18 protein-coding genes are annotated in these 21,475 nt (G+C 64.0%); 8 read left to right on the forward strand and 10 right to left on the reverse strand.

Annotated features, from left to right (window positions below; translation table 11 throughout):
* Positions 1–142 precede the first annotated feature (142 nt).
* Together EN990_RS30155 and EN990_RS30160 are read left to right on the forward strand one after the other, a co-directional pair.
* Entirely contained in the window at positions 143–1,303 is a 1,161-nt protein-coding gene (locus tag EN990_RS30155) for an efflux RND transporter periplasmic adaptor subunit (protein ID WP_127368874.1), read from the forward strand.
* Positions 1,300–4,431 (forward strand): efflux RND transporter permease subunit, encoded by a 3,132-nt coding sequence (locus tag EN990_RS30160; RefSeq protein WP_127368873.1) that lies wholly within the window; start codon positions 1,300–1,302, stop codon positions 4,429–4,431. The genes EN990_RS30155 and EN990_RS30160 overlap by 4 nt, the downstream gene beginning before the upstream one ends.
* Positions 4,432–4,495: 64 nt before the next feature.
* On the opposite strand, the gene EN990_RS30165 is transcribed toward EN990_RS30160, so the two are convergent.
* From EN990_RS30165 to EN990_RS30190, 6 genes are all read right to left on the reverse strand, one after another.
* Positions 4,496–4,906, reverse strand: a complete 411-nt coding sequence (locus tag EN990_RS30165) for a GtrA family protein (protein ID WP_013529676.1) — start codon at positions 4,904–4,906, stop codon at positions 4,496–4,498.
* Positions 4,903–5,712, reverse strand: coding sequence for a ChbG/HpnK family deacetylase (locus EN990_RS30170; protein WP_127368872.1), 810 nt, complete (start codon positions 5,710–5,712; stop codon positions 4,903–4,905). Before EN990_RS30170 ends, EN990_RS30165 begins: the two co-directional genes overlap by 4 nt.
* Positions 5,709–6,698 carry a glycosyltransferase family 2 protein gene (locus EN990_RS30175; protein WP_064995601.1) on the reverse strand — a complete coding sequence of 330 codons (990 nt, stop codon included), beginning with the start codon at positions 6,696–6,698 and terminating at the stop codon, positions 5,709–5,711. Before EN990_RS30175 ends, EN990_RS30170 begins: the two co-directional genes overlap by 4 nt.
* A complete protein-coding gene (locus EN990_RS30180) occupies positions 6,691–7,854 on the reverse strand; it encodes a glycosyltransferase 87 family protein (protein ID WP_127370048.1) in 1,164 nt (387 codons plus the stop codon). The genes EN990_RS30175 and EN990_RS30180 overlap by 8 nt, the downstream gene beginning before the upstream one ends.
* A gap of 197 nt (positions 7,855–8,051) precedes the next feature.
* Entirely contained in the window at positions 8,052–9,668 is a 1,617-nt protein-coding gene (locus EN990_RS30185; RefSeq protein WP_245469223.1) for an autotransporter domain-containing protein, read from the reverse strand.
* Positions 9,665–11,737 carry a hypothetical protein gene (locus EN990_RS30190; protein ID WP_127368721.1) on the reverse strand — a complete coding sequence of 691 codons (2,073 nt, stop codon included), beginning with the start codon at positions 11,735–11,737 and terminating at the stop codon, positions 9,665–9,667. Before EN990_RS30190 ends, EN990_RS30185 begins: the two co-directional genes overlap by 4 nt.
* A 310-nt stretch (positions 11,738–12,047) precedes the next feature.
* Between EN990_RS30190 and EN990_RS30195 the strand changes: the two genes are divergently transcribed.
* Positions 12,048–13,181, forward strand: coding sequence for a helix-turn-helix transcriptional regulator (locus EN990_RS30195; RefSeq protein ID WP_127368720.1), 1,134 nt, complete (start codon positions 12,048–12,050; stop codon positions 13,179–13,181).
* A gap of 14 nt (positions 13,182–13,195) precedes the next feature.
* Here EN990_RS30195 and EN990_RS30200 read toward each other — a convergent pair whose 3' ends face one another.
* Positions 13,196–14,233 (reverse strand): zinc-binding dehydrogenase, encoded by a 1,038-nt coding sequence (locus EN990_RS30200; RefSeq protein WP_127368719.1) that lies wholly within the window; start codon positions 14,231–14,233, stop codon positions 13,196–13,198.
* A gap of 53 nt (positions 14,234–14,286) precedes the next feature.
* Entirely contained in the window at positions 14,287–15,528 is a 1,242-nt protein-coding gene (locus tag EN990_RS30205) for an acyl-CoA dehydrogenase family protein (protein ID WP_127368718.1), read from the reverse strand.
* A 113-nt stretch (positions 15,529–15,641) separates the two neighbouring features.
* On the opposite strand from EN990_RS30205, the gene EN990_RS30210 reads away from it, so the two are divergent.
* The 5 genes from EN990_RS30210 to EN990_RS30235 all read left to right on the forward strand — a co-directional run bounded on the left by EN990_RS30210 (position 15,642) and on the right by EN990_RS30235 (position 19,275).
* Positions 15,642–16,457: an SDR family oxidoreductase gene (locus EN990_RS30210; protein WP_127368717.1), complete on the forward strand. Its 816-nt coding sequence runs from the start codon at positions 15,642–15,644 to the stop codon at positions 16,455–16,457.
* 39 nt (positions 16,458–16,496) lie between these two features.
* Positions 16,497–16,982, forward strand: a complete 486-nt coding sequence (locus tag EN990_RS30215; RefSeq protein ID WP_263484965.1) for a MaoC family dehydratase — start codon at positions 16,497–16,499, stop codon at positions 16,980–16,982.
* Positions 16,979–18,010: a phosphotransferase family protein gene (locus tag EN990_RS30220; protein WP_063168970.1), complete on the forward strand. Its 1,032-nt coding sequence runs from the start codon at positions 16,979–16,981 to the stop codon at positions 18,008–18,010. Before EN990_RS30215 ends, EN990_RS30220 begins: the two co-directional genes overlap by 4 nt.
* Before the next feature lie 165 nt (positions 18,011–18,175).
* On the forward strand, positions 18,176–18,820 hold the full coding sequence (locus EN990_RS30230) for a TetR/AcrR family transcriptional regulator (RefSeq protein WP_013529665.1): 645 nt from the start codon (positions 18,176–18,178) through the stop codon (positions 18,818–18,820).
* 206 nt (positions 18,821–19,026) lie between these two features.
* The gene (locus EN990_RS30235; protein ID WP_013529664.1) at positions 19,027–19,275 is read left to right on the forward strand and encodes a DUF680 domain-containing protein; all 249 of its coding nucleotides are present in this window, start codon (positions 19,027–19,029) and stop codon (positions 19,273–19,275) included.
* Positions 19,276–19,317: 42 nt separating this feature from the next.
* Here EN990_RS30235 and EN990_RS30240 read toward each other — a convergent pair whose 3' ends face one another.
* Both EN990_RS30240 and EN990_RS30245 read right to left on the reverse strand, forming a co-directional pair.
* Positions 19,318–20,367, reverse strand: a complete 1,050-nt coding sequence (locus EN990_RS30240) for a Gfo/Idh/MocA family oxidoreductase (protein ID WP_127384932.1) — start codon at positions 20,365–20,367, stop codon at positions 19,318–19,320.
* A 69-nt stretch (positions 20,368–20,436) separates the two neighbouring features.
* Positions 20,437–21,222: a ThuA domain-containing protein gene (locus EN990_RS30245; RefSeq protein WP_127384933.1), complete on the reverse strand. Its 786-nt coding sequence runs from the start codon at positions 21,220–21,222 to the stop codon at positions 20,437–20,439.
* Between the last annotated feature and the right edge of the window lie 253 nt (positions 21,223–21,475).

Genomic DNA, 21,475 nt, shown 5'->3' on the forward strand with positions numbered 1-21,475 from the left:
TATTTAATATGCGCAGCCCCCGGAGAATTGTCATAAAGACGCGATATCGAGACGGCTTCTTTGCCTTACAATAGCCTCGCTGCGTCTGCTTCATTTCGGGAAACCGGTAGACGGAAGGATTGTTTTACCAACCGGAGTGCTGATGGCCGCCTGGAAACAGATACTTTTTGCATTCGTGATGCTGGTGGTGGCGGCAGCCGCCTGGCTGCGCTTTTATCCCGGCGCACCGGACGTGCTGGCACGTTGGGGCATCGACTGGGCTTACGCGGCAACGCCCCCGGCTGAAACCGGTGCCGCCAACGCGAGGCAGGCAAACGGCCGCAACGGCAACCAGCGGGTGAACGTGGTCGCCTTGGCGGCCACTTCGGCTGTTATCAACGACCGCCTGCAGGCGATCGGCACCGGCCGTGCCAACGCCTCGGTGACCGTCAATCCTTACAGCTCCGGCCGCCTCGCCGAACTGCTGGTCGAATCCGGCAGCCATGTCGAAAAGGGACAGATCCTCGCCACCCTCGATTCCGAGACCGAAGTGATCTCTCAGGACCGTGCCAAGCTCGCCTTGCAGGATGCTCAGTCCAAGCTCGACCGCGTCAAGTCGCTGCGTGCCTCCAATGCCGCGACCCCGGTAGCCGTGGCTGACGCCGAGGTGGTGCTGGCGGGCGCCAAGCTGGCGCTTCAGGACGCGGAACTTGCACTGCAGCGCCGGTCGATCCTGGCGCCGATCGCCGGCACCGTCGGCATCCTGCCGATCTCGGCCGGCAATTACGTCACCAACCAGTCGGCCATCGCCACGCTCGACGACCGGTCCTCGATCCTGGTCGATTTCCTGGTACCCGAGCGCTTCGCCGCCGCCGTCAAGGTCGGTGCGCAATTGACGGCGACGCCGATCGCCAATCCCAGCAACGCCTATAGCGGCACCGTTTCGGCCATCGACAACCACATCGATGAAAAGAGCCGCACCCTGCTGGTCAAGGCCAAGATCGCCAACCCGGCCGATTCGCTGCGCGCCGGCATGTCGTTCGGCATCACCATGAAATTTCCGGGGCAAACCTATCCGGCCGTCAGCCCGCTGGCGATCCTGTGGGGGTCGGACGGCGCCTATGTCTGGCAGATCGAGGATGGCAAGGCCAGGCGGGTCCCGGTGCGCATCATCCAGCGCAACACCGAGACCGTGCTGATCGACGCCGAGATCGACAATGGCGACATGGTGGTCACAGAAGGCACCCAGAGCGTCAGCGAGGGCGGCGCGGTTCGCCTTGCCGGCGAAGAGCAGCGCGCCGCGGACGCCGCCGCAGGCTCATGACCGGAACCATCAACACCGCCAGCGAGACCGGCTTCACCGCCCTGTTCATCCGCAGGCCGGTCATGGCCTTCGTGCTCAACACGCTGATCGCGGTCGCCGGCCTGGCCGCTTTCTACGGCGTCGAGATCCGCGAACTGCCTGATGTCGACCGCGCGGTCGTCACTGTTTCCACCACCTTCGAGGGCGCGGCGGCCGAGACCGTCGACCGCGAACTGACCGACACGATCGAGGGCGCCGTCGCCCGCGTCTCAGGCGTCAAGTCGATCTCGTCGTCTTCCTCGTTCGGCTCGAGCCGCGTCACCATCGAGTTCAACGACGGCGTCGATCTGAATGTCGCCGCCTCGGACGTGCGTGATGCTGTCGGCCGCGTCGCCAATCAGATGCCCGACACCGCCGATCCGCCGCGCATCGTCAAGGCCGACGCCAATTCCGACGCGGTGATGCGACTGGCGGTGACCTCGGACAACATGTCGATCCAGGACATGACCGTGGTGGTCCAGGACCAGATCGAGGACGAGCTTGCCGCCGTGCCCGGCGTTGCAGACGTCCAGGTCTATGGCGACCGCGACAAGATCTTTCGCATCGATGTCGACCAGAACAAGCTGGCCAGCCTCGGCTTCACGGTTGCCGATCTCAGGGCCGCCCTTGCCTCGGTCGCTTTCGATTCCCCTGCCGGTTCGATCACCACGACCAACCAGGACCTGATCGTCCGCACGACTGCCGACGTGACCACGCCGGAAGAGTTCGAAAACATCATTGTCGGCGGCACGACGCGCATCCGCGACGTCGCCACCGTCACGCTCGGTCCCGACGTCGGCCAGACCACGCTGCGCTCGGACGGCAAGACCGGCATCGGCATCGGCATCATCCGCCAGGCGGAATCGAACACGCTGGACATCTCGACCGGTGTCCAGGCCGCCGTCGCCAAGCTGCAGGAAAACCTGCCCAAGGGCATGTCGATCAAGATCACCAGCGACGACGCCGTCTTCGTCAAGGGCGCGGTGCACGAGGTCGAGATCGCACTCGGCCTGTCCGTGACTATGGTGCTGATCGTCATCTATGTGTTTCTCCTCGACTGGCGCGCGACGCTGATCCCCGGCCTGTCGATGCCCGTCGCCATGATCGGCACCATCGCTGCCATCTATCTGGCCGGCTTCTCGGTCAACATCCTGACCCTGCTCGCTCTGGTGCTGGCGACGGGACTGGTCGTCGACGACGCCATCGTCGTGCTCGAAAACATCGTGCGACGACGCAATGAAGGCATGGGGCCCCGCGCCGCCGCCGTGCTTGGCGCGCAGGAAGTGTTTTTCGCCGTCATTGCCACCACCTTGACGCTGGTCGCCGTCTTCGTGCCGATTTCGTTCCTGCCCGGCCAGACCGGCGGCCTGTTCCGCGAATTCGGCTTCGTGCTTGCCATGTCGGTGCTATTGTCCTGCGTTGTGGCGCTGACGCTGTGCCCGATGCTCGCCTCGCGCATGCTGACCAGCGCATCGCTCCACCACGAAGGGGGCCATGGCATCGGCGCCCGCATCGGCGGCGCGCTCAGTACGGCCTACAAGCGCGGCCTACACGCCTGCCTCGACGCGCCATGGATCGTGCTTCTGGTCGCGGTGCTGTTTGCCGGCACCGCCTTCACGCTGTTCGGCACCATCCGCCAGGAGCTGACGCCGACCGAGGACCGCGCCGCCGTGCTTCTGCGCATCAGCGCCCCGCAAGGCGTCAGCCTCGACTATACGACGCAGCAGATGCAGAAGATCGAGAGACTGATCCAGCCGATGCGCGATTCCGGCGAGATCCGCTCGACCTTCGAGAATGCCGGCCAGAACGGCTCCTACAATTCCGGCTTCATGGTGATGACGTTGGCGCCGTGGAACGAGCGCAGCCGCAGCCAGCAGGAGATCATGGCCGAGATCAGCCAGTTGACCAGGCAGGTTCCGAGCGTGCGCATCTTCCCGGTACAGCCCAACAGCCTCGGCATCCGTGGCGCCGGCAACGGCCTGCAGTTCGCGCTGGTCGGCAACGACCGCAAGGCGCTCGGCGACGCAGCCGTGAAGATCATCGCCGAGATGCAGAAGGACGCGCGCTTCCAGACACCGCGCCTGTCGATCGACCCGACGCAACCGCAGCTCGCCGTGGCCATCGACCGCGAGCGCGCCTCCGACCTCGGCATCGACATATCGGGACTGGCCAACACCTTGCAGGCCATGCTCGACGGCAACGATGTCGTCGACGTCTACATCGCCGACCGCAGCTACGGCGTGAAGCTGGTCTCGACCACCAATCCGATCAACGATCCGACGGATCTGGAAAACATCTTCCTGAAAACATCAGACGGACGTTTCGTGCCGATGTCGACCATCGCCACGCTGACCGAACGTGCCGTACCGCCATCACTGTCGCGCGAACAGCAGCAGCCCTCGGTGGCCATCACCTCCAACCTCAGTGGCGACTTCGCACTTGGCGACGCGCTCACCCGCGCCGAGGAGATCGCCACGCCGCTGCTGCCGCCAGGCAGCCGCATCTTGCCGCTGGCCGAGGCGGCGACGCTGGGCGAAACCAACAGCGCCATGATCACCATTTTCGGCTTCGCGCTGGTCATCATCCTCCTGGTGCTGGCCGCCCAGTTCGAAAGTTTCGTCAGTGCCGTCATCATCATGGCGACGGTGCCGCTCGGACTGGCCTGCGCGATTTTCGCGCTTCTGCTCTCGGGCACCAGTCTCAATGCCTACAGCCAGATCGGCCTGGTGCTTTTGGTTGGCGTCATGGCCAAGAACGGCATCCTGATCGTCGAATTCGCCAACCAGCTGCGCGATCGCGGGCTTGGCGTGCGCGAAGCGATCGAGCAGGCCTCGATCATCCGCGTGCGGCCGGTGATGATGACGATGATCTGCACCGTGCTCGGCGGCTTGCCGCTGGTGCTGGCGAGCGGCGCCGGTGCCGAGGCGCGCGTCGCGCTCGGCTGGGTCATCGTCGGCGGCCTGGGGCTGGCCACCGTCTCGACACTGTTCCTGACGCCGGTCGCCTATCTCCTGCTTGGCCGCTTCGTCACGCCGAAGACCCATGAGGAAGCGCGACTGAAGCGCGAGTTGGAGGAAGCCGCCTACACCAATGTGGAACCGGCGGAGTAAAGAAATCCAGGGAAAAGTGTGTAGCGGTTTTCCGTCCGGAATTTCGTAAGAAAAATAGTTCCGCCTATCTCAAGAACCGGCCTTCGATCGACCAGCGCGCGGCGAGGAAATTCAGCACCGCCGCCACCACGACACCGGCGATCTTTGCCGGCCACACTCCGGCGATGCCGGCAAACAGCGCGATGGAGAGGCTGGAGACGCCGAGCGAAATTAGCCCTCCAAGCGAGGCGAAGCGAAGGAATGCGTCACGCAGCCGGATGGCTCGATTGCGCTCGAACGACCAGAAGCCGTTCGCCGCGAAGGAAAAGGTGACGGCGATGAACCAGGCAGCAACGTTGGCCGGCAGCGGCGAAGCACCGAGCTTGAGCAGCAGGAAGAAGCTGGCAAGGTCGATGGCTGTGTTGGCCAGTCCGACAATGGCAAAGCGGACGATCTTGTTGCCGGTCGAACGCGGGGGCCGCTCGGCGTCGTTCATCCCCTGCCATCCATGATTGCGACATTGGCGCGGGCCAGGCTGGCTCCGAACGCGTCCGATGCCAGGGCCGCGAATTCGACCTCGCGCACACCTTGCATCGTGTCGCGCGCGCGCAGCGTCTCGTCGACATGGCCGGGATGGCACATGAACAGCCCTTGTTCCGGCAACCCTTCGACGGCGGCCTGCAGAACCGCAGTGAACTTTTCGGGCTGCCGCCAGTCATAGATGCCGGCGAGCGGCTGGAAAACGATGAAGCCGGCGCGCTGCATCGAACGGTTGAACCCGGCAGCGAGCGCGGCAATCGCGGCGACCTTCGACCCTGCGGCCAGCGCCGGGCCGCCGCGTAGGGCCGGCCTGTCGGCGCCTTCTGGAAACCGCGCGCGCAGCCATGTGCGCACGACGGGAAGGAAATGCACATGCTGATGCCCGTCGACGAAATCGGGGCGGCGGCCAAGCGCCTCGACGAAGCGGCTGTACTGGGCGTCAAGCTCGGCATGAACATGGCGCTCGCCGATGCGGCCGCGCAGAACAGGCAAGGCCAGTGCGCGGAGCGGTGGCAGCCGGCCTTCCGGCGCCAGGCTCGACCGGCCGGTAATGGCCAACTGGTCGGTCAAGGTGAGATGCAGCCCGACCGCGGCCCGGCCGCACAGCGGTTTTATGCGCGCTGCCTCCGCTTCCCATTCCGGAAACCCGGTCATGCAGCTGGTGCCGGTCAGCCTCCCGCGATCGAGCAGGTCGAGAATCGCGGCGGAAACGCCGGGCGCCAGGCCGTAATCGTCGGCGATCAGGCGGATGCGCCGCGTCATCTGTTCGAAGTGCCCGGCTCCGGCCGATCGGCGGGGGCCACGCTGCGCACGACGTCGCGCACGAGATAGACCGGGCGATCCTTGCTCTCGCTGAGCGTGACCCAGACGTATTCACCGATCAGGCCAAGCAAGGTCAGGTTGAGGCCGCCGAGCAGGACGACGGCAACCAGCAGGCTGGGGTAGCCCGGAACGGCAATGCCGTAGAAGATCACCTCGAAGAGCACCTTGGCGCCATAGAGCGCACCGGCCAACGCCGCGAGCAGCCCGCTGAGGCTGATGAGACGCAAGGGAATGACGGAAAAGGAAGTAAAACCTTCGAGCGAGAAGGCGATCAGGTTGAGCCGGCTCCATTTCGACGTGCCGCTGGCGCGGCCTTCCGGCGAATAGGGCAACGCCTTCTGGCGAAAGCCGGCCCAGGCAAACAGGCCCTTGTTGAAGCGCCGCTTGTCGCGCAGGCTGGTCAGCGCGCGCGCCACGGCGCCGCGCATGACGCGAAAGTCGCCGGCATTTTCGGGAATATCGAAACGCTGGCTCGAGTTGATCAGGCTGTAGAAAAGCCGTGCAAGCTGGCTGCGCCGCCAGCTCGCCTCGCGGCGGTCGTTCTGCGCATAGACGACGTCGATGTCCGGATGGTCCACCAGCTCGGCGATCAGCTTCAGGCTGATGTCCAGGGAATGCTGGAGGTCGGCGTCCATGATCAGCACCATGTCGCCGCGCGACTGGTCGAGGCCGGCGAGCACCGCGACTTCCTTGCCGAAATTGCGGCTGAGGCGCACGATCTCCCACGACCCCGTCAGCGCTTGCGAAAACCGCACGGCGCCATCGTCACGACTGCCGTCATCGACGAGGATCTTGTGTACGGTCATGCCGAAGCGTTGTGCCACGGCCACTTCGAGCTCGCCCAGGAGGCACGCGAAGGCCGATGCCGATGCCGCCTCGTTGAAGAACGGTGCGACAATATCGAGGCTCGGCCGCAACTCAACCATTCGCGACTCCCGCATTCACCACCTTTTCCCGTGCCTTGGCCCAGAACCACCAGATCAGCGAACCGGCGATGAAAGTGACGGCGACCGGCCGGAACCAGGGGAAGAGGAAATCGTGCACATGGCGCTCGACGCCGCTCAACCCGGTCACGAACAGCGTCGTCGACAGCACCGAGGCAAGGACGCCGCCCCGTTCTTCACGCCACAACAGGGCGATGGCAAGACCGGCTGGTACCGCGATCATGGCAAAGGTGTTTGGCTCGACGCGCGGGTTGAAGACGCACATGTAGAAAGTGGCTGTCAGGAAGATCGCCAGCGCCGCCTTTCCCTGTTCGAGCCTGCGGTCGAACCAGATGACGGCAGAAAGCGTAAACAGGGCCATGACCATGCGCACGATCGTTGCGCCGAATTCCGGTATTGGCAGTCCTATCGTGGTGAACGGTGCCGTGAAATCGGTGGGCACGAAATGGCTGGTGTTGTCGACGGCCATGGAGGTCAGCATCTGGATGAAGACACGATACTGATCGTTGAGATAGCCGGCGGGAGCAAAAGCGTAAGGCAGTGCCAGCACGAACAGCAGCGCCAGCACCAGCACCGGTATCAACCGGAGCCGAAGGGCTCCTACCAACAACAGCATTATGATCGCGGTCGGCTTGGCGATGATGGCAAGCGAAGCCCAGAAGAACGTCTCCGCCCGCCGCCCTTCCAGCGCCGACAGGGTGAGAAGCCAGCAAGCGCCGGTCAAAAGGATCGTTGCCTGGCCGTTGCGGATCGCCCCCACCGCCATCGGCAAAGCGAGGAAAAGACCGAAAGAAAGCAGCCATGCCAGTTCGCCGCCGCCGAGCTTGCGCACCTGCCGCATCGCGGCGTAGGTCAGCACCGCAAAGCCAATGGAATGCCAAACCAAGCCGCCCAGATGCGGACCAAGCTTGACTATTGGAGTGTAGAGCGCGGCAAAGGCCGGCGCGTAGAGATACCCCATCTCGGACTGGGTGTCGTAGAGCGGCAGACCGGCCTGAAGCGCCACGCTGCCGTCGATATAGGCCTGCCATACCGTCCGCGTGTGCGGTGACCACAGGACCAGGGCAAGAACGACCAGGAACGCTCCGATCCACAGGCCAAACCCCAAACGGTCGAAAACCGGCTTGGAAATCGTCATCAAGGCGCTCCACACAATCCCGGAACTGGATCAGTCCAGCCTGTCCCGGCATTCGATGGCGGCGGCATATCACGGACGAAGTGGCGTGGCATAGGGGGATTAACAGGCGCGGAACCACCGCTACAAACCGATAGCGGCGTCATTGTCGATCCCACGCCCGTCGGGGCTGCCGTCCTTTTTCGGCAATCCCGGAGTCGTCAGAACTTCACGGCAAGATCGACCTTGGCGCCCTGGTCGACCGTGCCGCCGCCGAATTGGCCGGTGTAGGACAGGCCAAGCGTCGCGTTGGCCGACATGTTGAAGTCGAGCCCAGCTTCGATGACGGCGCTGTCCCTGGCGATCGGCATGCCGGCGATGGTGAATTGATCGCCGCCGGCGAAGGCGAAGGTCGAGGTCGGCGTGACATCGTCGAAAGCATGACGCCAGCCGAGCATGCCGCGTGCGGTGACGTTCATGCCGCCGAACGCGAAGTCCGAGGAACCGCGCAGGCCGAGCGTGGTGAAGGTGGCGTCGGTGGACGTACCGATACTGGTCAGGGCCGTAGCACCGCCGGTTTCGGTGAAGCCGTCGGTGTGGACGCTGACATAGGCGAGATTGGCGAAGGGTTCGAACTTGAATTGTCCGGCATCGGCCTTGTAGGCAAGTTCGCCGAAGATCTGCGCGGTGCCGGCATCATAGTCGGCAGACAATCCATCCGTGAAGCCGTTGAAGGCGACGGAGCGTTTGGTCGAAAGGCTGCTCCAGCTATAGGCAGCACCGGTACGGAAGGCGATGGCGCCCCAGTTGGTGCCACCATAGAGGCCAAGGTGATAGCTGTCGGCCTTGCCCGAGGAGTTTCGGTGGTCGGCATCGAAGCTCGAATGGCTGTAGCCACCGAGCAGGCCGACGCGCCAGTTGCCAACCGATGTATCGGCACCCGCCAGCAGGCCGCCGGTCGAACGATCGAAGGCGGCGGCGTTGCCATCGGAGTCGGTATTGCCCCAGGACCCAAAAGCCTGGCCCCAGACGGCAAAGCGGTCGGTGTCGGCGGCAACCATTTCGGGGCCGCCTTCGCCATAGGCCATGACGGGCAATGGGGCCGCGCCAACATCGCGGAAGGCAGAACGGATGCGGCTGGTCGCGGCGTCGCGGACGAAGCGGCTGTCCTCGACCAGCATGCCCTTGGCCGAGGCATGGATTTCGCCCGAGAGCTGATCGAAGGCTGCCTGGGCTTCAGCGTCGGTGGCGAGATTGGCAACGGCATTGAACACAGCCCCACCCGTCAGGCTGTCCAGCCCTTCGCCGGTGGCGATCTGGTTGGGCGTCAGCCCGGCATCGGCGAAAGCATGAACCTTGGTCACGTCGAGATAGGCGTTGTTGCTGTCATAGTCGTCCGTCACCGTCAGGAACGCGGTACTGGTGACGCCAGTCATCGCGGCGAACTGGCCGTTCAGTCCGCTATCGGCGGTCAGCAGGGTATAGCGGCCGACGGAAAAACCTTGCGCCGTCACCGCCAGGGTCGAGCCGGTGATGGTCGCGGCACCGGTGGTGTGAAGGAGATCCGACTGAAGCGCGGCGTTGACGTCGATGGCGTAGGTCGAGCCGGCCGCCAGCGTCACGGTGCCGGCAAGCTCCGTGCGGTCGCCGGCGCCGCCATCCTGCATGGTCAGCCGGCCGGAGCTGGTCAGCTGCTCAAGCCCGTCGAAGGTCGTGGCTTCGATCATCCCGCCATTGCTGGCTGTGGTCAGCATTGCGCCGGCACCGTTGATGACGCTGTCATTGCCGGCGCCGAACAGGCTGGTCCCGCCGGTTGTCCAAATGGCGTTGTTGGTCACCATATCGTCCAGACCACGAAGGTCGACCGGCCGGTCAGCGTGCCGTCATTGGTGAGGGCCGTTGAGCCACCGACGGTCAAGACGGCCAGGGCCGTGGCCGTCTGCGCGCTGTTGCGCGTGGCGCCGGAAAGGCTGATGCTGATCGCCTGTGCGACGCTCGACTGCGCAATGATCGCGGCGTTGGCGCCTTCGACCGTGCCTGTCGCCGTGATGCTGGTGGTGGCCCCGCCGCTGTTCTCCGTATAGATGCCGTAAATGCTGCCGCTGACCGCCGCGGCGTCAACCTTCAGGCCTCCCGTCGTCAAGGAGCCGTTGATGGCGTAGATGCCGAAATTGGTTGTGCCGGTCACTGTGCCCGTCGCCTTGACCCGGGTGGCGCCGGTTCCATAGTTGATGACATCGATGCCCATGACGTCGCCGCTGACCGACATGGCGTCGACCGTCAGGTCTTTCGCGGTGCTGTCGTTGTGCGCGTTGATGCCGTCGCCGTCTGTCCCGATCACTGAACCGGTCGCCGTGATGCTGGTGGCGCCGGTGCCGTAGTTCCTTGCATAGATGCCGGTGCCGCCACCGCTGACCGCCGTTGCATTCACCGTCAAGCCCGTCGCCGTGCTGCTGTTGACCGCATTGATGCCGAAATCGTCTGTCCCGGTCACGGCGCCCGCCGCCGTAATGCTGGTGGCGCCGGTTCCGGTGTTCAGGGCATAGATGCCGGTCTTGCCGCCGCTTACCGCGATGACGTCGACGGTCAGATCCGTGGCGTTCGTGTTTGCCACGCCGGCAAACGTGCCGTCCGGATTGAACGTGAGAGCAGCGTTGACGGCAATGATGCCGACGCGATCGGTTCCGGTCACGGCACCCTTGGCGGTAACACTGGTTGCGCCGGCGCCCCTGTTCTCCGCATGGATGCCGTATTTGCCACCGCTGACCGCCATCGCGTCGACCGTCAGGCCGGCCGTCGTCGTATCGTCGTTGAACGCGTAGATGCCGGTATCGTTTGTCCCGGTCACCGCGGCCTTCGCCGTTATGCTGGTGCTGCCGGTGCCCTTGTTGTCGGCATAAATGCCATAGACGACGCCACTGACCGCAACGGCGTCGATCGTCAGGTCTGTTCCACCGCTGAAGGCATAGATACCGTAAAGACCTGCCGCGGTCACCGCGCCCTTGGTTGTGATGCTTGTGGCGCCGGTGCCATAGTTCTCGACAAAGATGCCGGTGTTGCCGCTGTCGACCTTGCCGTTGGCCGTCACCGTCAGGTCTTTGCCAGCACTTGCAGGCGGGCCAGAAACAAAGGTTACCGTGCCGTTCAAGATCGTGTTGACGACATCGAACTGTCGCCCACCATTGATCGCATAGATGCCGTAGAGCGTTCCGCCAATGACATCGCCATTGGCCGCTATGCTGAGATCGGCCGTCGTACCCTGATTGACGGCATAGATGGCGCTCTTTTTGCCGCTCACCATTCCGGTGGTGACGGTGGCGACCGAGCCCTGCGAATAGGCGAAGAGACCATAGCTGTTGGCACCTGTCGCCGTGACGTCGCCCGTAGCCTTGACGGTGGTCGCGCCGTCGCCGGTGTTGATGGCGGCAAGGCCGATCAAAGCGCCGGTCACGGCGCCGCTGGTGTCGATGGCGACCGCGCCGCCCGGGTTTGGTCCGTAATACGGGTCCGCGGCCTGCGGAACCAGGGACACGACGCCAAGGCCGATGCCGGTCGTCGAGGTCAGTGGCGAGGCATTGGCATCGGTGTAGCTGACCGCGCCGCTGCCCAATATGCCGAGAGCGTAGGGATCGCTGGTGGTGACGCTGAACCCGGGATCGGTGGTGACGGAAGGGTTGGCCGGAGCAAGAGCAAGGGCGATGAAATCGCCGAGATCCAACGGCAAGCCGACCGTGGTGGGGACGAGCTGGCCGGTCGTGTTGGCGCCGGAGCAGACATAGTTGGGTGATACTACAGGCACGCAGGCGGCCTCGGCGCTCTGGCCAAAGCCGAGCAGTGTTGCCCCGGCTATCGCCGTGCTGACCAGCAAGCGGTTGCGATATCGGTGATTTCGATTGCTGAGATTCATGTCCCGCCCTTGCGCAAATCCCGACTGGTCGCCTTCAACAGGAGGCCGAAGCGAATATCGGTGTTTCCTGCCAAGGGCTGATCGAATGCGGCCGCCTTTCACAGCCGTCAGATGACCGGGGTACACGCTTTCTTGGGATGAATGTTACCGGATTGCCACAGGTGGTTTGCCGACAGCAGGCGACTTTCAGAGCCCGCGAGACCGACCGGGGAAGAGCAAACCGCTCCGGCGGCAGCGCAACTTGCGCGAGAGCTTCCGTATGTTAGTCTTGTTTACGAAACTGTGGGCATCTGAAAGATCGCAACACCCAATGGCGGACGTCAGCGTAGAAGCGGTAGCCGTCGTGGTCGGCCAAATTTACGAAGCAGCCTACGATCAGCACCGCTGGTTCGATGCCATAGCCGGCCTGCGTGACCTGTTTGGCGGCTCTCGCTCCTGCATCGTGCGCTTCGGCCCGGAGGCGCTTGGCGCGATTGCATCCAACCCGGATCCGGAACTCAGTTCGCCAATGGGCATCGAAGCCTTCCTCGGCGATCCGGTGGCTCGCACATTGGCTTCCATCCCGCTCGGTGCGGTGGGTCATTGGCCAGCGTCGGACGAGGAGACAGCGTTCCGCAGCCGCGACCTCTGGCAAGACTGGCTGAGGCCGCGCGACATGCATCACGGGCTGGTCTGTAACTTGCTGTCCGCCAACGACGCACACTGGATACTCGACATCCATCGCGGCTCCAGACAGGAAGCATTCGGCCCCAGCGACGTCGAGCTGTTGCGGAAAATCGTGCCGCATGTGCTGCGCGCGGGGCAGATCGGCAGGCGCCTGGGGAACGTCTCGGCGCTGGCATCGGCCTTTTCGCACCTGCCCTTCGGGGTGTTCCTGGTCAACGCCAACCGGCATATAGCGCAAATGAATGAGGCTGCCGAAGCGATGCTATCGCGGCCCGACAGTCCGCTGGCGCTGAAGGACGGCGCCATCGTTGTTTCCGGTTCCACGGACGCGCGAGAGCTTCAGCGGCTGGTCGCGGATGCCTGTGCGTTGCGGGAAGGTGTGCTGCAAGGGACCGGTGGGACACTGCGTGTCCCGTCGGATCGCCAGCGATCCGGTGGGACACGGCTGGTGCTCTCCGTCGCGCCATTCGTCGATGCCCGCGCCTATGGCCTGGCATCGGAGCGCTGCGCGGTGATCATGGTCACCGAAGTCGCCGGGCGCATTCCGGACAGCTTCGAGACGCATATCCGCGGCCTGTTCGGCTTGACATTGGCCGAAGCCCGGCTCGCCACGGCATTGGCGTCAGGCCTGTCGCTGAAAGAGGCTACAGCGAGTTCCAGGATTACCGTGAAAACCGGTCGCGGCTATCTCGAACGGATCTTTGCCAAGACCGAAACCCGCCAGCAAAGCGAGCTTGTCGCACTGCTCAAAAGCACGGAACCGCTCAGCGGGCGATAGTGTCTCTCCACGCTTCAAGGCCGGATGAACACCTTGCCGTTGGGCTTGGCCAGTTCGGCTGGCAGCCGCGCCATTGCTTCGGCAAGCGGCACCACCGCCGTCACGTCGGTCGACCAGCGCCCATCGGAAAAACGCTTCTGCGCCTCCAGGATCGCCGGGCCGCGACGGTCGCGGAACTGGCGCATCCACTCGCTCAGCCAAAACCCTTCGATATGCTTGTGCTGGAAGATCAGTTGGCCGGGCTCGCGGATAACGGTGGCTTCGGGATCGAGCCGCCCATAGATGATCCAGCGCGACCGCTTCGGCATGACGTCGAAGATGGCGGAGGCAAGCGGCCCGGTTACCGCGTCAAGGAAGATGCGCGGCTGTTCGGCCTTCATCACCTCGCGCAGCGCCGCCTTGAAATCCGTCGCCCTTTCATTGAGCACGTGCGCCGCGCCAAGCGCATTCAGAGCCGCGATCTGGTCGTCGCGGCGCACGGTGACGATCGGCCGGAAACCCTCTTCGCTGGCCAGGCCGATGATCAGCTTGCAGAGCTGGCTGGCGCCGGCGGTCATGACGAAGGCCTTCTCGCCTTCCTCCTTGACGATGTCGAACATGGCGAGCGCCGTGAGCGGGTTGACGATCATCGCCGCACCGTCCTCGTCGCGAACGGTGTCGAGCAGCGGGATACAGGCAGCCGCCTCGGCGACGGCATAGTCAGCCCACGAGCCCCAGTTGGTGACGCCGGTGGCAAAGGCCACGCGCTTGCCGATCAGGCTTTTGGGATAGGGCTCGTCCCCGCTGGCGACGACAATGCCGACACCCTCGAAGCCGGCCGGCTGGCCCTTGGCACGCGGCTGGCCGTACTGGCCCTTGACGAAGGCGACATCGGACGGATTGATCGAGGCGAGGCTGACCTTGATCAGCACCTGGCTGGGGCCTGGTGTCGGCACCGCGATGCTGCCCGGCTCGAGATAGGGCTCCATCGCCTCCAGCACACTGCCGCTCGGCCTCCTGGTGTAGCCATCGCCGACAAGCAGCAGCGCCTTCATTTCGGATGGGACGGTCATCGGAACACTCCTCGCTCGAGCCTCGGGTCGCGCCCGCATGACGATGCCGGCGCTCAGACCTTCTCCTGCGTGTATTTCCTCAACTCCGTCCGCGCCACCTGACGGCGATGCACGGCGTCCGGCCCGTCGGCAAGGCGCAAGGTCCGCAGATGCGTCCACGACCGCGCCAGCGGTGTGTCCTGGCTGATGCCTTGCGCGCCGAACATCTGCACCGCCTCGTCGGTGACCTTGAGCGCGACGCGCGGTGCGATCACCTTGATCTGGCTGATCCAGGGAGCAGCGGCCCGCGCATCGCCCTGGTCGATCATCCACGCCGCCTTGAGGCAGAGCAGCCGCGCCATCTCGATCTCCATGCGGCATTCGGCGATGATGTCGAAATTGGCGCCGAGCTTTGCCAGCTTCTGGCCGAATGCCTCGCGGCGCACGGACCGCTGGCACAGCATCTCGAGCGCCATCTCGGCCTGTCCGATGGCGCGCATGCAGTGGTGGATGCGGCCGGGACCGAGCCGCCCTTGCGCGATCTCGAACCCCCTGCCCTCGCCGAGGATCAGGTTCGACGCCGGTACGCGCACATTGTCGAAGCGAAGATGCATGTGGCCATGCGGCGCGTCGTCATCGCCATAGACCTGCATGGCCCGCACCTTGGTCACGCCTTTGGTGTCTGATGGCACCAGGATCATCGAATGGCGGCGGTGCTGCGGCTCGTCATCGCCCCCGGTCCTGACCATGACGATGTAGATGGCGCAGCGCGGATCGCCGGCGCCCGAAGCCCACCATTTCTCGCCATTGAGCACATAGTCGCCGCCGTGGCGTTCACAGCGCATGGCAATGTTGGTGGCATCGGATGAAGCGACATCCGGCTCGGTCATCAGATAGGCCGAGCGGATCTTGCCGTCGAGCAGCGGTTCCAGCCATGCTTTCTTGTGGTCGGCCGAGCCGTATCGCTCCAGCACCTCCATGTTGCCGGTGTCGGGCGCCGAGCAGTTGAAGGTCTCGGCGCCGAGATGCGCCTTGCCCATCTCTTCGGCCAGATAGGCGTATTCGACGGTGGAAAGGCCATAGCCGCGTTCCGAGCCGGTCAGCCAGAAATTCCACAGGCCGCGCTCTCTTGCGGTCTTCTTCAGCCCTTCGAGGATCTCGCTCTGACGCGCACTGTAGACCCAGCGGTTGCCTGCCTTGCCCACTTCGCTGAGGAATTCATGGTCGAGCGGCATGATCTCGTCGCGCACCATGGCCGCGACGCGCGCCTGGATTGGCTTCAGCCGCTCGGTCATGCCGAGATTCATCTCCGTCATCGGTCGCTAACCCTTCATACACGCCAGGCATTTTGTCAGTGGCAAGGATGACCGTACTTCGGATAGCCTTGTCAACGAACTGTTTGCCCGCATGCCGAGCGCGGAGAATTGTGATGAGCTATCTGGACGAACTGTTTTCGGTGGCCGGCAAGACCGCGCTGGTGACGGGTGCGGCGACCGGCATCGGCCGCATGGCGGCGACCGCGCTGGTCAGGGCCGGCGCCAGCGTGATGATCGCGTCGCGCAAGGGCGAGGATTGTATCAAGGTCGCCGAAGAGTTGAACCAGCTTGGTGCACCGGGCCGGGCCGACGGCTTCGTCGGCGACGTTTCCAGCGAAGCCGGCATCGCCGCACTCGTCGCCGAGGTCAAATCGCGCACCGAACGGCTGAACATTCTGGTTAACAACGCCGGCGTCTCCTGGGGCGCGCCGCTGGAAAGCTTCCCCTATTCGGCATGGGCCAAGGTGTTTGGCGTCAACGTCACCGCGGTCTTCCACCTGACGCGCGAATTGCTGCCGCTGCTCGATGCCGCCGCCAGCGACGCCGATCCGGCCAGGGTGATCAACCTCGGTTCGGTAATGGGCACGCAGCCGCTGGCCGACGACGCCTATTCCTACACCGCCTCGAAGGCTGCGGTTCATCATCTGACGCGCACACTGGCGATCGAGTTCGCCGCCCGCCGCATCACCGTCAACGCCTTTGCCCCCGGCCCCTTCCAGAGCCGGATGACGGCATTCGCCACCGGTACGGATGAGCAGGCCAGGCACGTCGGCAGCCATGTTCCGATCGGCCGTATCGGCGCACCGGATGACATTGCCGGCGCAACGCTCTATTTGTGCAGCCGTGCAGGCAGCTATGTCACTGGCGCCATCCTGCCGATCGACGGCGGACAGTCGGTGCAGCATGGGCTGACCTTGTTCAAGGAATGACATTTTCCGGCCACAGAAGCCGGGGGTGAACTGGAGGACATGAGCGTGGAACCGATCAGTCTCGATGTGCTTCTGGCCAGTGTCGGCAAGGAGGTCGGCGTGTCGCCGTGGCGGGTGGTCACGCAACGCATGATCGATCAGTTCGCCGACGCCACGGACGACCATCAGTTCATCCACTGCGATCCGGAGCGGGCGATGCGTGAAACGCCGTTCGGCGGCACCATCGCGCACGGCTTCCTGTCGCTGTCGCTGTTGTCGGCGATGACCTTCGAGACCATGCCGCCGCTGGAAAACGGCAAGATGGGCGTCAACCACGGCTTCGATTCGCTGCGCTTCCTGGCGCCGGTGAAAACCGGCGCGCGCATCCGCACCCGTTTCGTGCTGGCCGACGTCAAGGTCAGGCCGTCGGGCTGGGTGCAGACCGCGCATGACGTGACGATCGAGATCGAGGGTTCGAAGAAGCCGGCACTGACCGCGCGCTGGCTGACGCTGACCTTGATCGAACGCCAGCCCGAGACGGCATGAGTGATCCCGTTCTCGACCAGGCAGCGCTTGCGCCTTACCTCGAGGCGAACATACCGGGCTTTTCCGGGCTTGCTGCAGTCGAGAAGTTCAAATCCGGCCAATCGAACCCGACCTACCTTTTGACGGCGGCAAGCGGCCGTTACGTGCTGCGCGCCAAGCCGCCGGGGCAATTGCTGAAATCGGCGCACCAGGTCGACCGCGAATTCAGGGTGATGAGCGCGCTTGCCGGCACCGCCGTGCCTGTGCCTGCCATGCTGCACCTGTCGGCGGAAGGCTCGCCCATCGGCCGCATGTTCTACGTGATGGATTTCCTCGACGGCCGCATTTTCTGGGATCCGGCCCTGCCGGAGGCTGGCGACAATGATGAACGCGCCGCCATCTACGATGCCATGAACGACACCCTCGCCGCCCTGCACGAGGTCGATGTCGAGACTGTGGGGCTCGGCGATTTCGGCCGGCCGGGCAATTATTTCGAGCGCCAACTGGCGCGCTGGACGAGCCAGTACCGTGCCTCGGAAACCGGCACCGTCGCCGACATGGACCGGCTGATTGCCTGGTTGGAAACGCATATGCCCGTAGATGACGGCCGGATCTCACTGGTCCATGGCGACTACCGGCTGGACAATCTGATCTTCGCGCCGGACCGGCCAACGGTTCTGGCAGTGCTCGACTGGGAACTTTCGACATCAGGCCACCCCTTCGCCGATATCGCCTATCAATGCATGCAATGGCGGCTGCCGCACGCTTCCGGCTTTCGCGGCCTGGGCGGTATCGATCGTTCCGCACTCGGCCTGCCTTCCGAAGAGGACTACGTCGCCGCCTACTGCCGGCGGCGCGGGCTCACCGGTATCGGCAACTGGACGTTCTTCCTCGCCTTTTCCTTCTTCCGGCTGGCTGCCATCTGCCAGGGCGTCTTCAAGCGGGCGCTGGACGGCAACGCCTCCAATCCCGAGAAGGCGAAAACCTATGGCGAGGCGGTGAAACTGCTTTCGTGTCTTGCCGCAGAACTGATCGACAGGGAGGCGTGATGGGCCATTTCGAGAGAGGAACGGTGCTGATCACGGGGCTGCCAAATTACGACAAGCGTCGGCACGATCCGAAGCATACCGTTTGGGAACTTCCCGTGCCCTTGTCCGTTTCCGTACAGCGTATATAATTTAGCCAGCCACCAACCCAACCGAAGGCACCAGATCTTGCCGCAGAGCGTCCAGACACGCCGCGAGAAACAAAAAGCAGAACTGCGCTCCGAATTGCTCGAGGCCGCGCATAAGCTTGTCCAGGAAGAGGGCTATGAGGGCCTGACCATCCGCAAGCTGGCCAAGCGGGTCGGCTACGCCCCGATGTCCGTTTATTCCTACTTCGCCGACAAGCAGGACATCCTGTTCGCTCTGGCCGAGGACGCATTCGAGACGCTTGCTCGCCGCATCGAGGAGCATCCGTCCGATGATCCGATCGCAGCCTTGCAGGCGGTGATGACGGAATATGCCGCCTTCGGGCTCGGCAATCCCAACGAATACCGCACCGTATTCATGACCGAAAAGACCAAGCTGCCGGAAGGCAGGAGCTACGACGACATGGAAGAGAGCAACCCGGCGATGAAGGCGCTGATCAGCCGGGTCGAGGCCTGCGTTGCCGCCGGAAAATTGCAGGGCGATCCGCGCGCCATCGCCACCATGCTGTGGGCGGTCGGCCACGGCACGATCTCGCTGCTCATCACCTTTCCATTCTACCCCTTCGGCGACCCGCAGGCCTTCGTGAAGCGGATGTGCGATTTCACGCTCGCCACGCTCAGCACGCAAAACGTCCCGCCATTGACCGAGACACCGGTCAACTGCTGAACGCCGTTCCCTTTCATTTCCATATTTTCTCTCCGCCCCAGCCAGACCCTGGGGGGATTTCTTGGTTAACGAAAAATTTATCGTACGCGTACGGTTTTCCCTTGAATTCCCAATCGACGGCGTATATGTACAGTCTATCGTACATGTACGAGAAAAATTCACCCGTCGGTACGAATTGAATTCGACCCGGAAACCGGAGACTGACAATGAAAAAGACACTCCTCACCCTCGCCGCCGTGCTGGCACTTTCGGGCTCGGCTTTCGCCGCCAACACCACCCATCCGGTCAAGCATGCGCCGGTGGCGGCCTGCGTTGACACCAAGACCAATCTGAAGCTCGATTGCGCTTCGACCGGTTCGGTCGAGAAGAAGGGTGCCACGGAAAACACCGCTGAAGGCAAGGGCCCGCGGCTCGGCATCAGCATCAATCCGTGGATTGTGCCGAGCGCATTCTGATATCAGCAAAGATCACGTCTGGCCGGCACAAGCCGGCCAGCTTCAAGCGACCGAAATCGGCAGCTTCGCCGCTGAACTCTCAAAGGCTGCGTCGATCAGCTTCTGCATGTCGGCGGCGCGCCGGAACGACGGATCGCCATTCCGGCCTGCATCCAGCGCATCGGCAAAGCGTCGCGCATTGCGCTTGACACTGGGCAGATCCAAAGTCCGCCAGCGCTGAAGATCGACATCCCCGCCGAGGCAGGCCGACAGGCTCGATGCCTTGCCGTCGGTCTCGACCTTGATAGCGCCCTGGGTGCCGTGCAGGGCCAGCGACAAATCGTTGGCGTGACCGGTCATGTAGCGGCTCGCCACGATCGTGGCAAGCGCGCCGCAATCGAGCCGCGCCGTCATTGCCACGCTGTCATTGGCGTCCAGCACATAGTCGCCGATGCGCTCGCCCTCGGCCTTCGGAAACGTCACCAGATCGGCATGCAGGCTGACGATATCCTGGCCGGCGCCATAGGTGGCGAAATCCAGGATATGGATGCCGACATCGCCCAGCACGCCGGTCGAGCCGTGCCGGCTGGACAAGCGCCACAGCCATTTGTCCTCGACCCGCCAGTCACCCCATGATTTGCTGACCAGCCAGCTTTGCCGGTAGCTCGCCTCGACATGGCGCAACGCGCCGATCTCGCCGGCCTGAACCATGCGCCGCGCCTCGTGGATCGCCGGTGAGTTGCGATAGGTGAGGTTGACCATGTTGATCACCCCGGCAGCCTCGGCCGCTTGCGTCATATCAAACGCGTCGGCGTAGTTCGGCGCCAGCGGCTTTTCGCAAAACACATGTTTTCCCACGCCGAGCAGCGCCAGCGTCGTCGCCCTATGCGCACCATCCGGCGTCGCGTTGATGGCGGCATCGAACTGGCCCCAGGCGATCGCCGCCTCCAGGCTCTCGAAAGAATCGCCGATCTTGCTGGCCGCGGCGAACGCCGCAGCGCGACCGGGCAACTGGTCGACACAGGCGACGATGCTGCAGCCGGGAATCCCGGCAAACTCCTCGACATGATGCCCGGCGATACCGCCGGTGCCGAGCAGAAGAATTCGATGCATTAGCCCCAAGCCCCCAAAATCAACTCACGCCTTGGGCAACTCAGGCCCGATCAGCTCAGGCCGCCCCAATCAGCTCAGGCCCTTGTCGCCATCGGCATGCAGGCGCAGCCCCTTCTGCACGATCTTCTCCTTGGCCGCATCCGTCGGCACGTTCGGCGCATTGGTGATGCCGGACCATGCCGGCGCCGGGTTGTGCGCCCAATGGACGGCGTTGCGCAGCACCTGCTGCACGCCCTGATTGTGATAGATCGGATAGGTCTCGTGGCCGGGCGAGAAGTAGAAGATCCGTCCCGCGCCGCGCTGGTAGGTCAGCCCGGACCGGAACACCTCGCCGCCCTCGTACCAGGAGACGAACACCGTCTCCAGCGGCTCCGGCACCGCGAACGGCTCGCCATACATTTCGGTCTCGCCGATCTCCAGGCACTCGCCGATGCCTTGCGCGATCGGGTGGCCGCGGTTGATCGCCCAGACGCGCTCGCGCTCGCCCGCCTCGCGCCATTTCAGCGAACAGGGCGTGCCCATCAGCCGCTTGAAGATCTTTGAGTAGTGACCGGAATGGAGCACGATCAGGCCCATCCCTTCCCACACCCGCTTCTGCACCCGCTCGACGATCTCGTCCTTGACCTCGCCATGCGCCGCGTGGCCCCACCACAAAAGCACGTCGGTGGCCGCCAGGCGCTTTTCGCTCAGGCCGTGCTCGGGCTCCTGCAAGGTGGCGGTGGCCGCCTCGATGCCCTTGTCCTGGTTGAGCGCGGCGGCGATGGTGCCGTGCATCCCCAAGGGATAGAGTTCGCGCACGGCTTCATTGGTCTGCTCGTGGACGTTCTCGCCCCAAACGATCGCTTTTGTCGGCATTTTCATCTCCCAAAGCGCTTTAAATAGCACGCCCAAGGAGATTGAGAAGGTCCGATGCGATCTGGCCCGATGGAATACTAGGTCTTGCGCTTCTTGCGCCCCGGCACGGTCTTGGCCTTGCCCGGTTTCGCCGGTGCGCCGGGGATGGCGGTTCCGGTAATGGATACCGGATCGCTGGCCGGGAACGTGTCTTCAAGGCCTTCCTCGAGTTCCTCTTCGGCGCTCGGGGCTTCATGTCGCTCATGTTCGAGCG

This window comes from Mesorhizobium sp. M7A.F.Ca.US.005.03.1.1, assembly GCF_003997975.1.
Classification (GTDB): domain Bacteria; phylum Pseudomonadota; class Alphaproteobacteria; order Rhizobiales; family Rhizobiaceae; genus Mesorhizobium; species Mesorhizobium ciceri.

Excerpts from the sequence above, each read along its gene's own strand:
- EN990_RS30205 (WP_127368718.1), bottom strand. The coding sequence starts at position 15,528 with ATGACGGAGATGAATCTCGGCATGACCGAGCGGCTGAAGCCAATCCAG.
- EN990_RS30165 (WP_013529676.1), bottom strand. The coding sequence starts at position 4,906 with ATGAACGACGCCGAGCGGCCCCCGCGTTCGACCGGCAACAAGATCGTC.
- EN990_RS30195 (WP_127368720.1), top strand. The coding sequence starts at position 12,048 with ATGGCGGACGTCAGCGTAGAAGCGGTAGCCGTCGTGGTCGGCCAAATT.
- EN990_RS30200 (WP_127368719.1), bottom strand. The coding sequence starts at position 14,233 with ATGACCGTCCCATCCGAAATGAAGGCGCTGCTGCTTGTCGGCGATGGC.
- EN990_RS30220 (WP_063168970.1), top strand. The coding sequence starts at position 16,979 with ATGAGTGATCCCGTTCTCGACCAGGCAGCGCTTGCGCCTTACCTCGAG.
- EN990_RS30175 (WP_064995601.1), bottom strand. The coding sequence starts at position 6,698 with ATGGTTGAGTTGCGGCCGAGCCTCGATATTGTCGCACCGTTCTTCAAC.
- EN990_RS30170 (WP_127368872.1), bottom strand. The coding sequence starts at position 5,712 with ATGACGCGGCGCATCCGCCTGATCGCCGACGATTACGGCCTGGCGCCC.
- EN990_RS30160 (WP_127368873.1), top strand. The coding sequence starts at position 1,300 with ATGACCGGAACCATCAACACCGCCAGCGAGACCGGCTTCACCGCCCTG.
- EN990_RS30180 (WP_127370048.1), bottom strand. The coding sequence starts at position 7,854 with ATGACGATTTCCAAGCCGGTTTTCGACCGTTTGGGGTTTGGCCTGTGG.
- EN990_RS30190 (WP_127368721.1), bottom strand. The coding sequence starts at position 11,737 with ATGAATCTCAGCAATCGAAATCACCGATATCGCAACCGCTTGCTGGTC.
- EN990_RS30155 (WP_127368874.1), top strand. The coding sequence starts at position 143 with ATGGCCGCCTGGAAACAGATACTTTTTGCATTCGTGATGCTGGTGGTG.
- EN990_RS30240 (WP_127384932.1), bottom strand. The coding sequence starts at position 20,367 with ATGCATCGAATTCTTCTGCTCGGCACCGGCGGTATCGCCGGGCATCAT.
- EN990_RS30215 (WP_263484965.1), top strand. The coding sequence starts at position 16,497 with ATGAGCGTGGAACCGATCAGTCTCGATGTGCTTCTGGCCAGTGTCGGC.
- EN990_RS30210 (WP_127368717.1), top strand. The coding sequence starts at position 15,642 with ATGAGCTATCTGGACGAACTGTTTTCGGTGGCCGGCAAGACCGCGCTG.
- EN990_RS30235 (WP_013529664.1), top strand. The coding sequence starts at position 19,027 with ATGAAAAAGACACTCCTCACCCTCGCCGCCGTGCTGGCACTTTCGGGC.
- EN990_RS30245 (WP_127384933.1), bottom strand. The coding sequence starts at position 21,222 with ATGCCGACAAAAGCGATCGTTTGGGGCGAGAACGTCCACGAGCAGACC.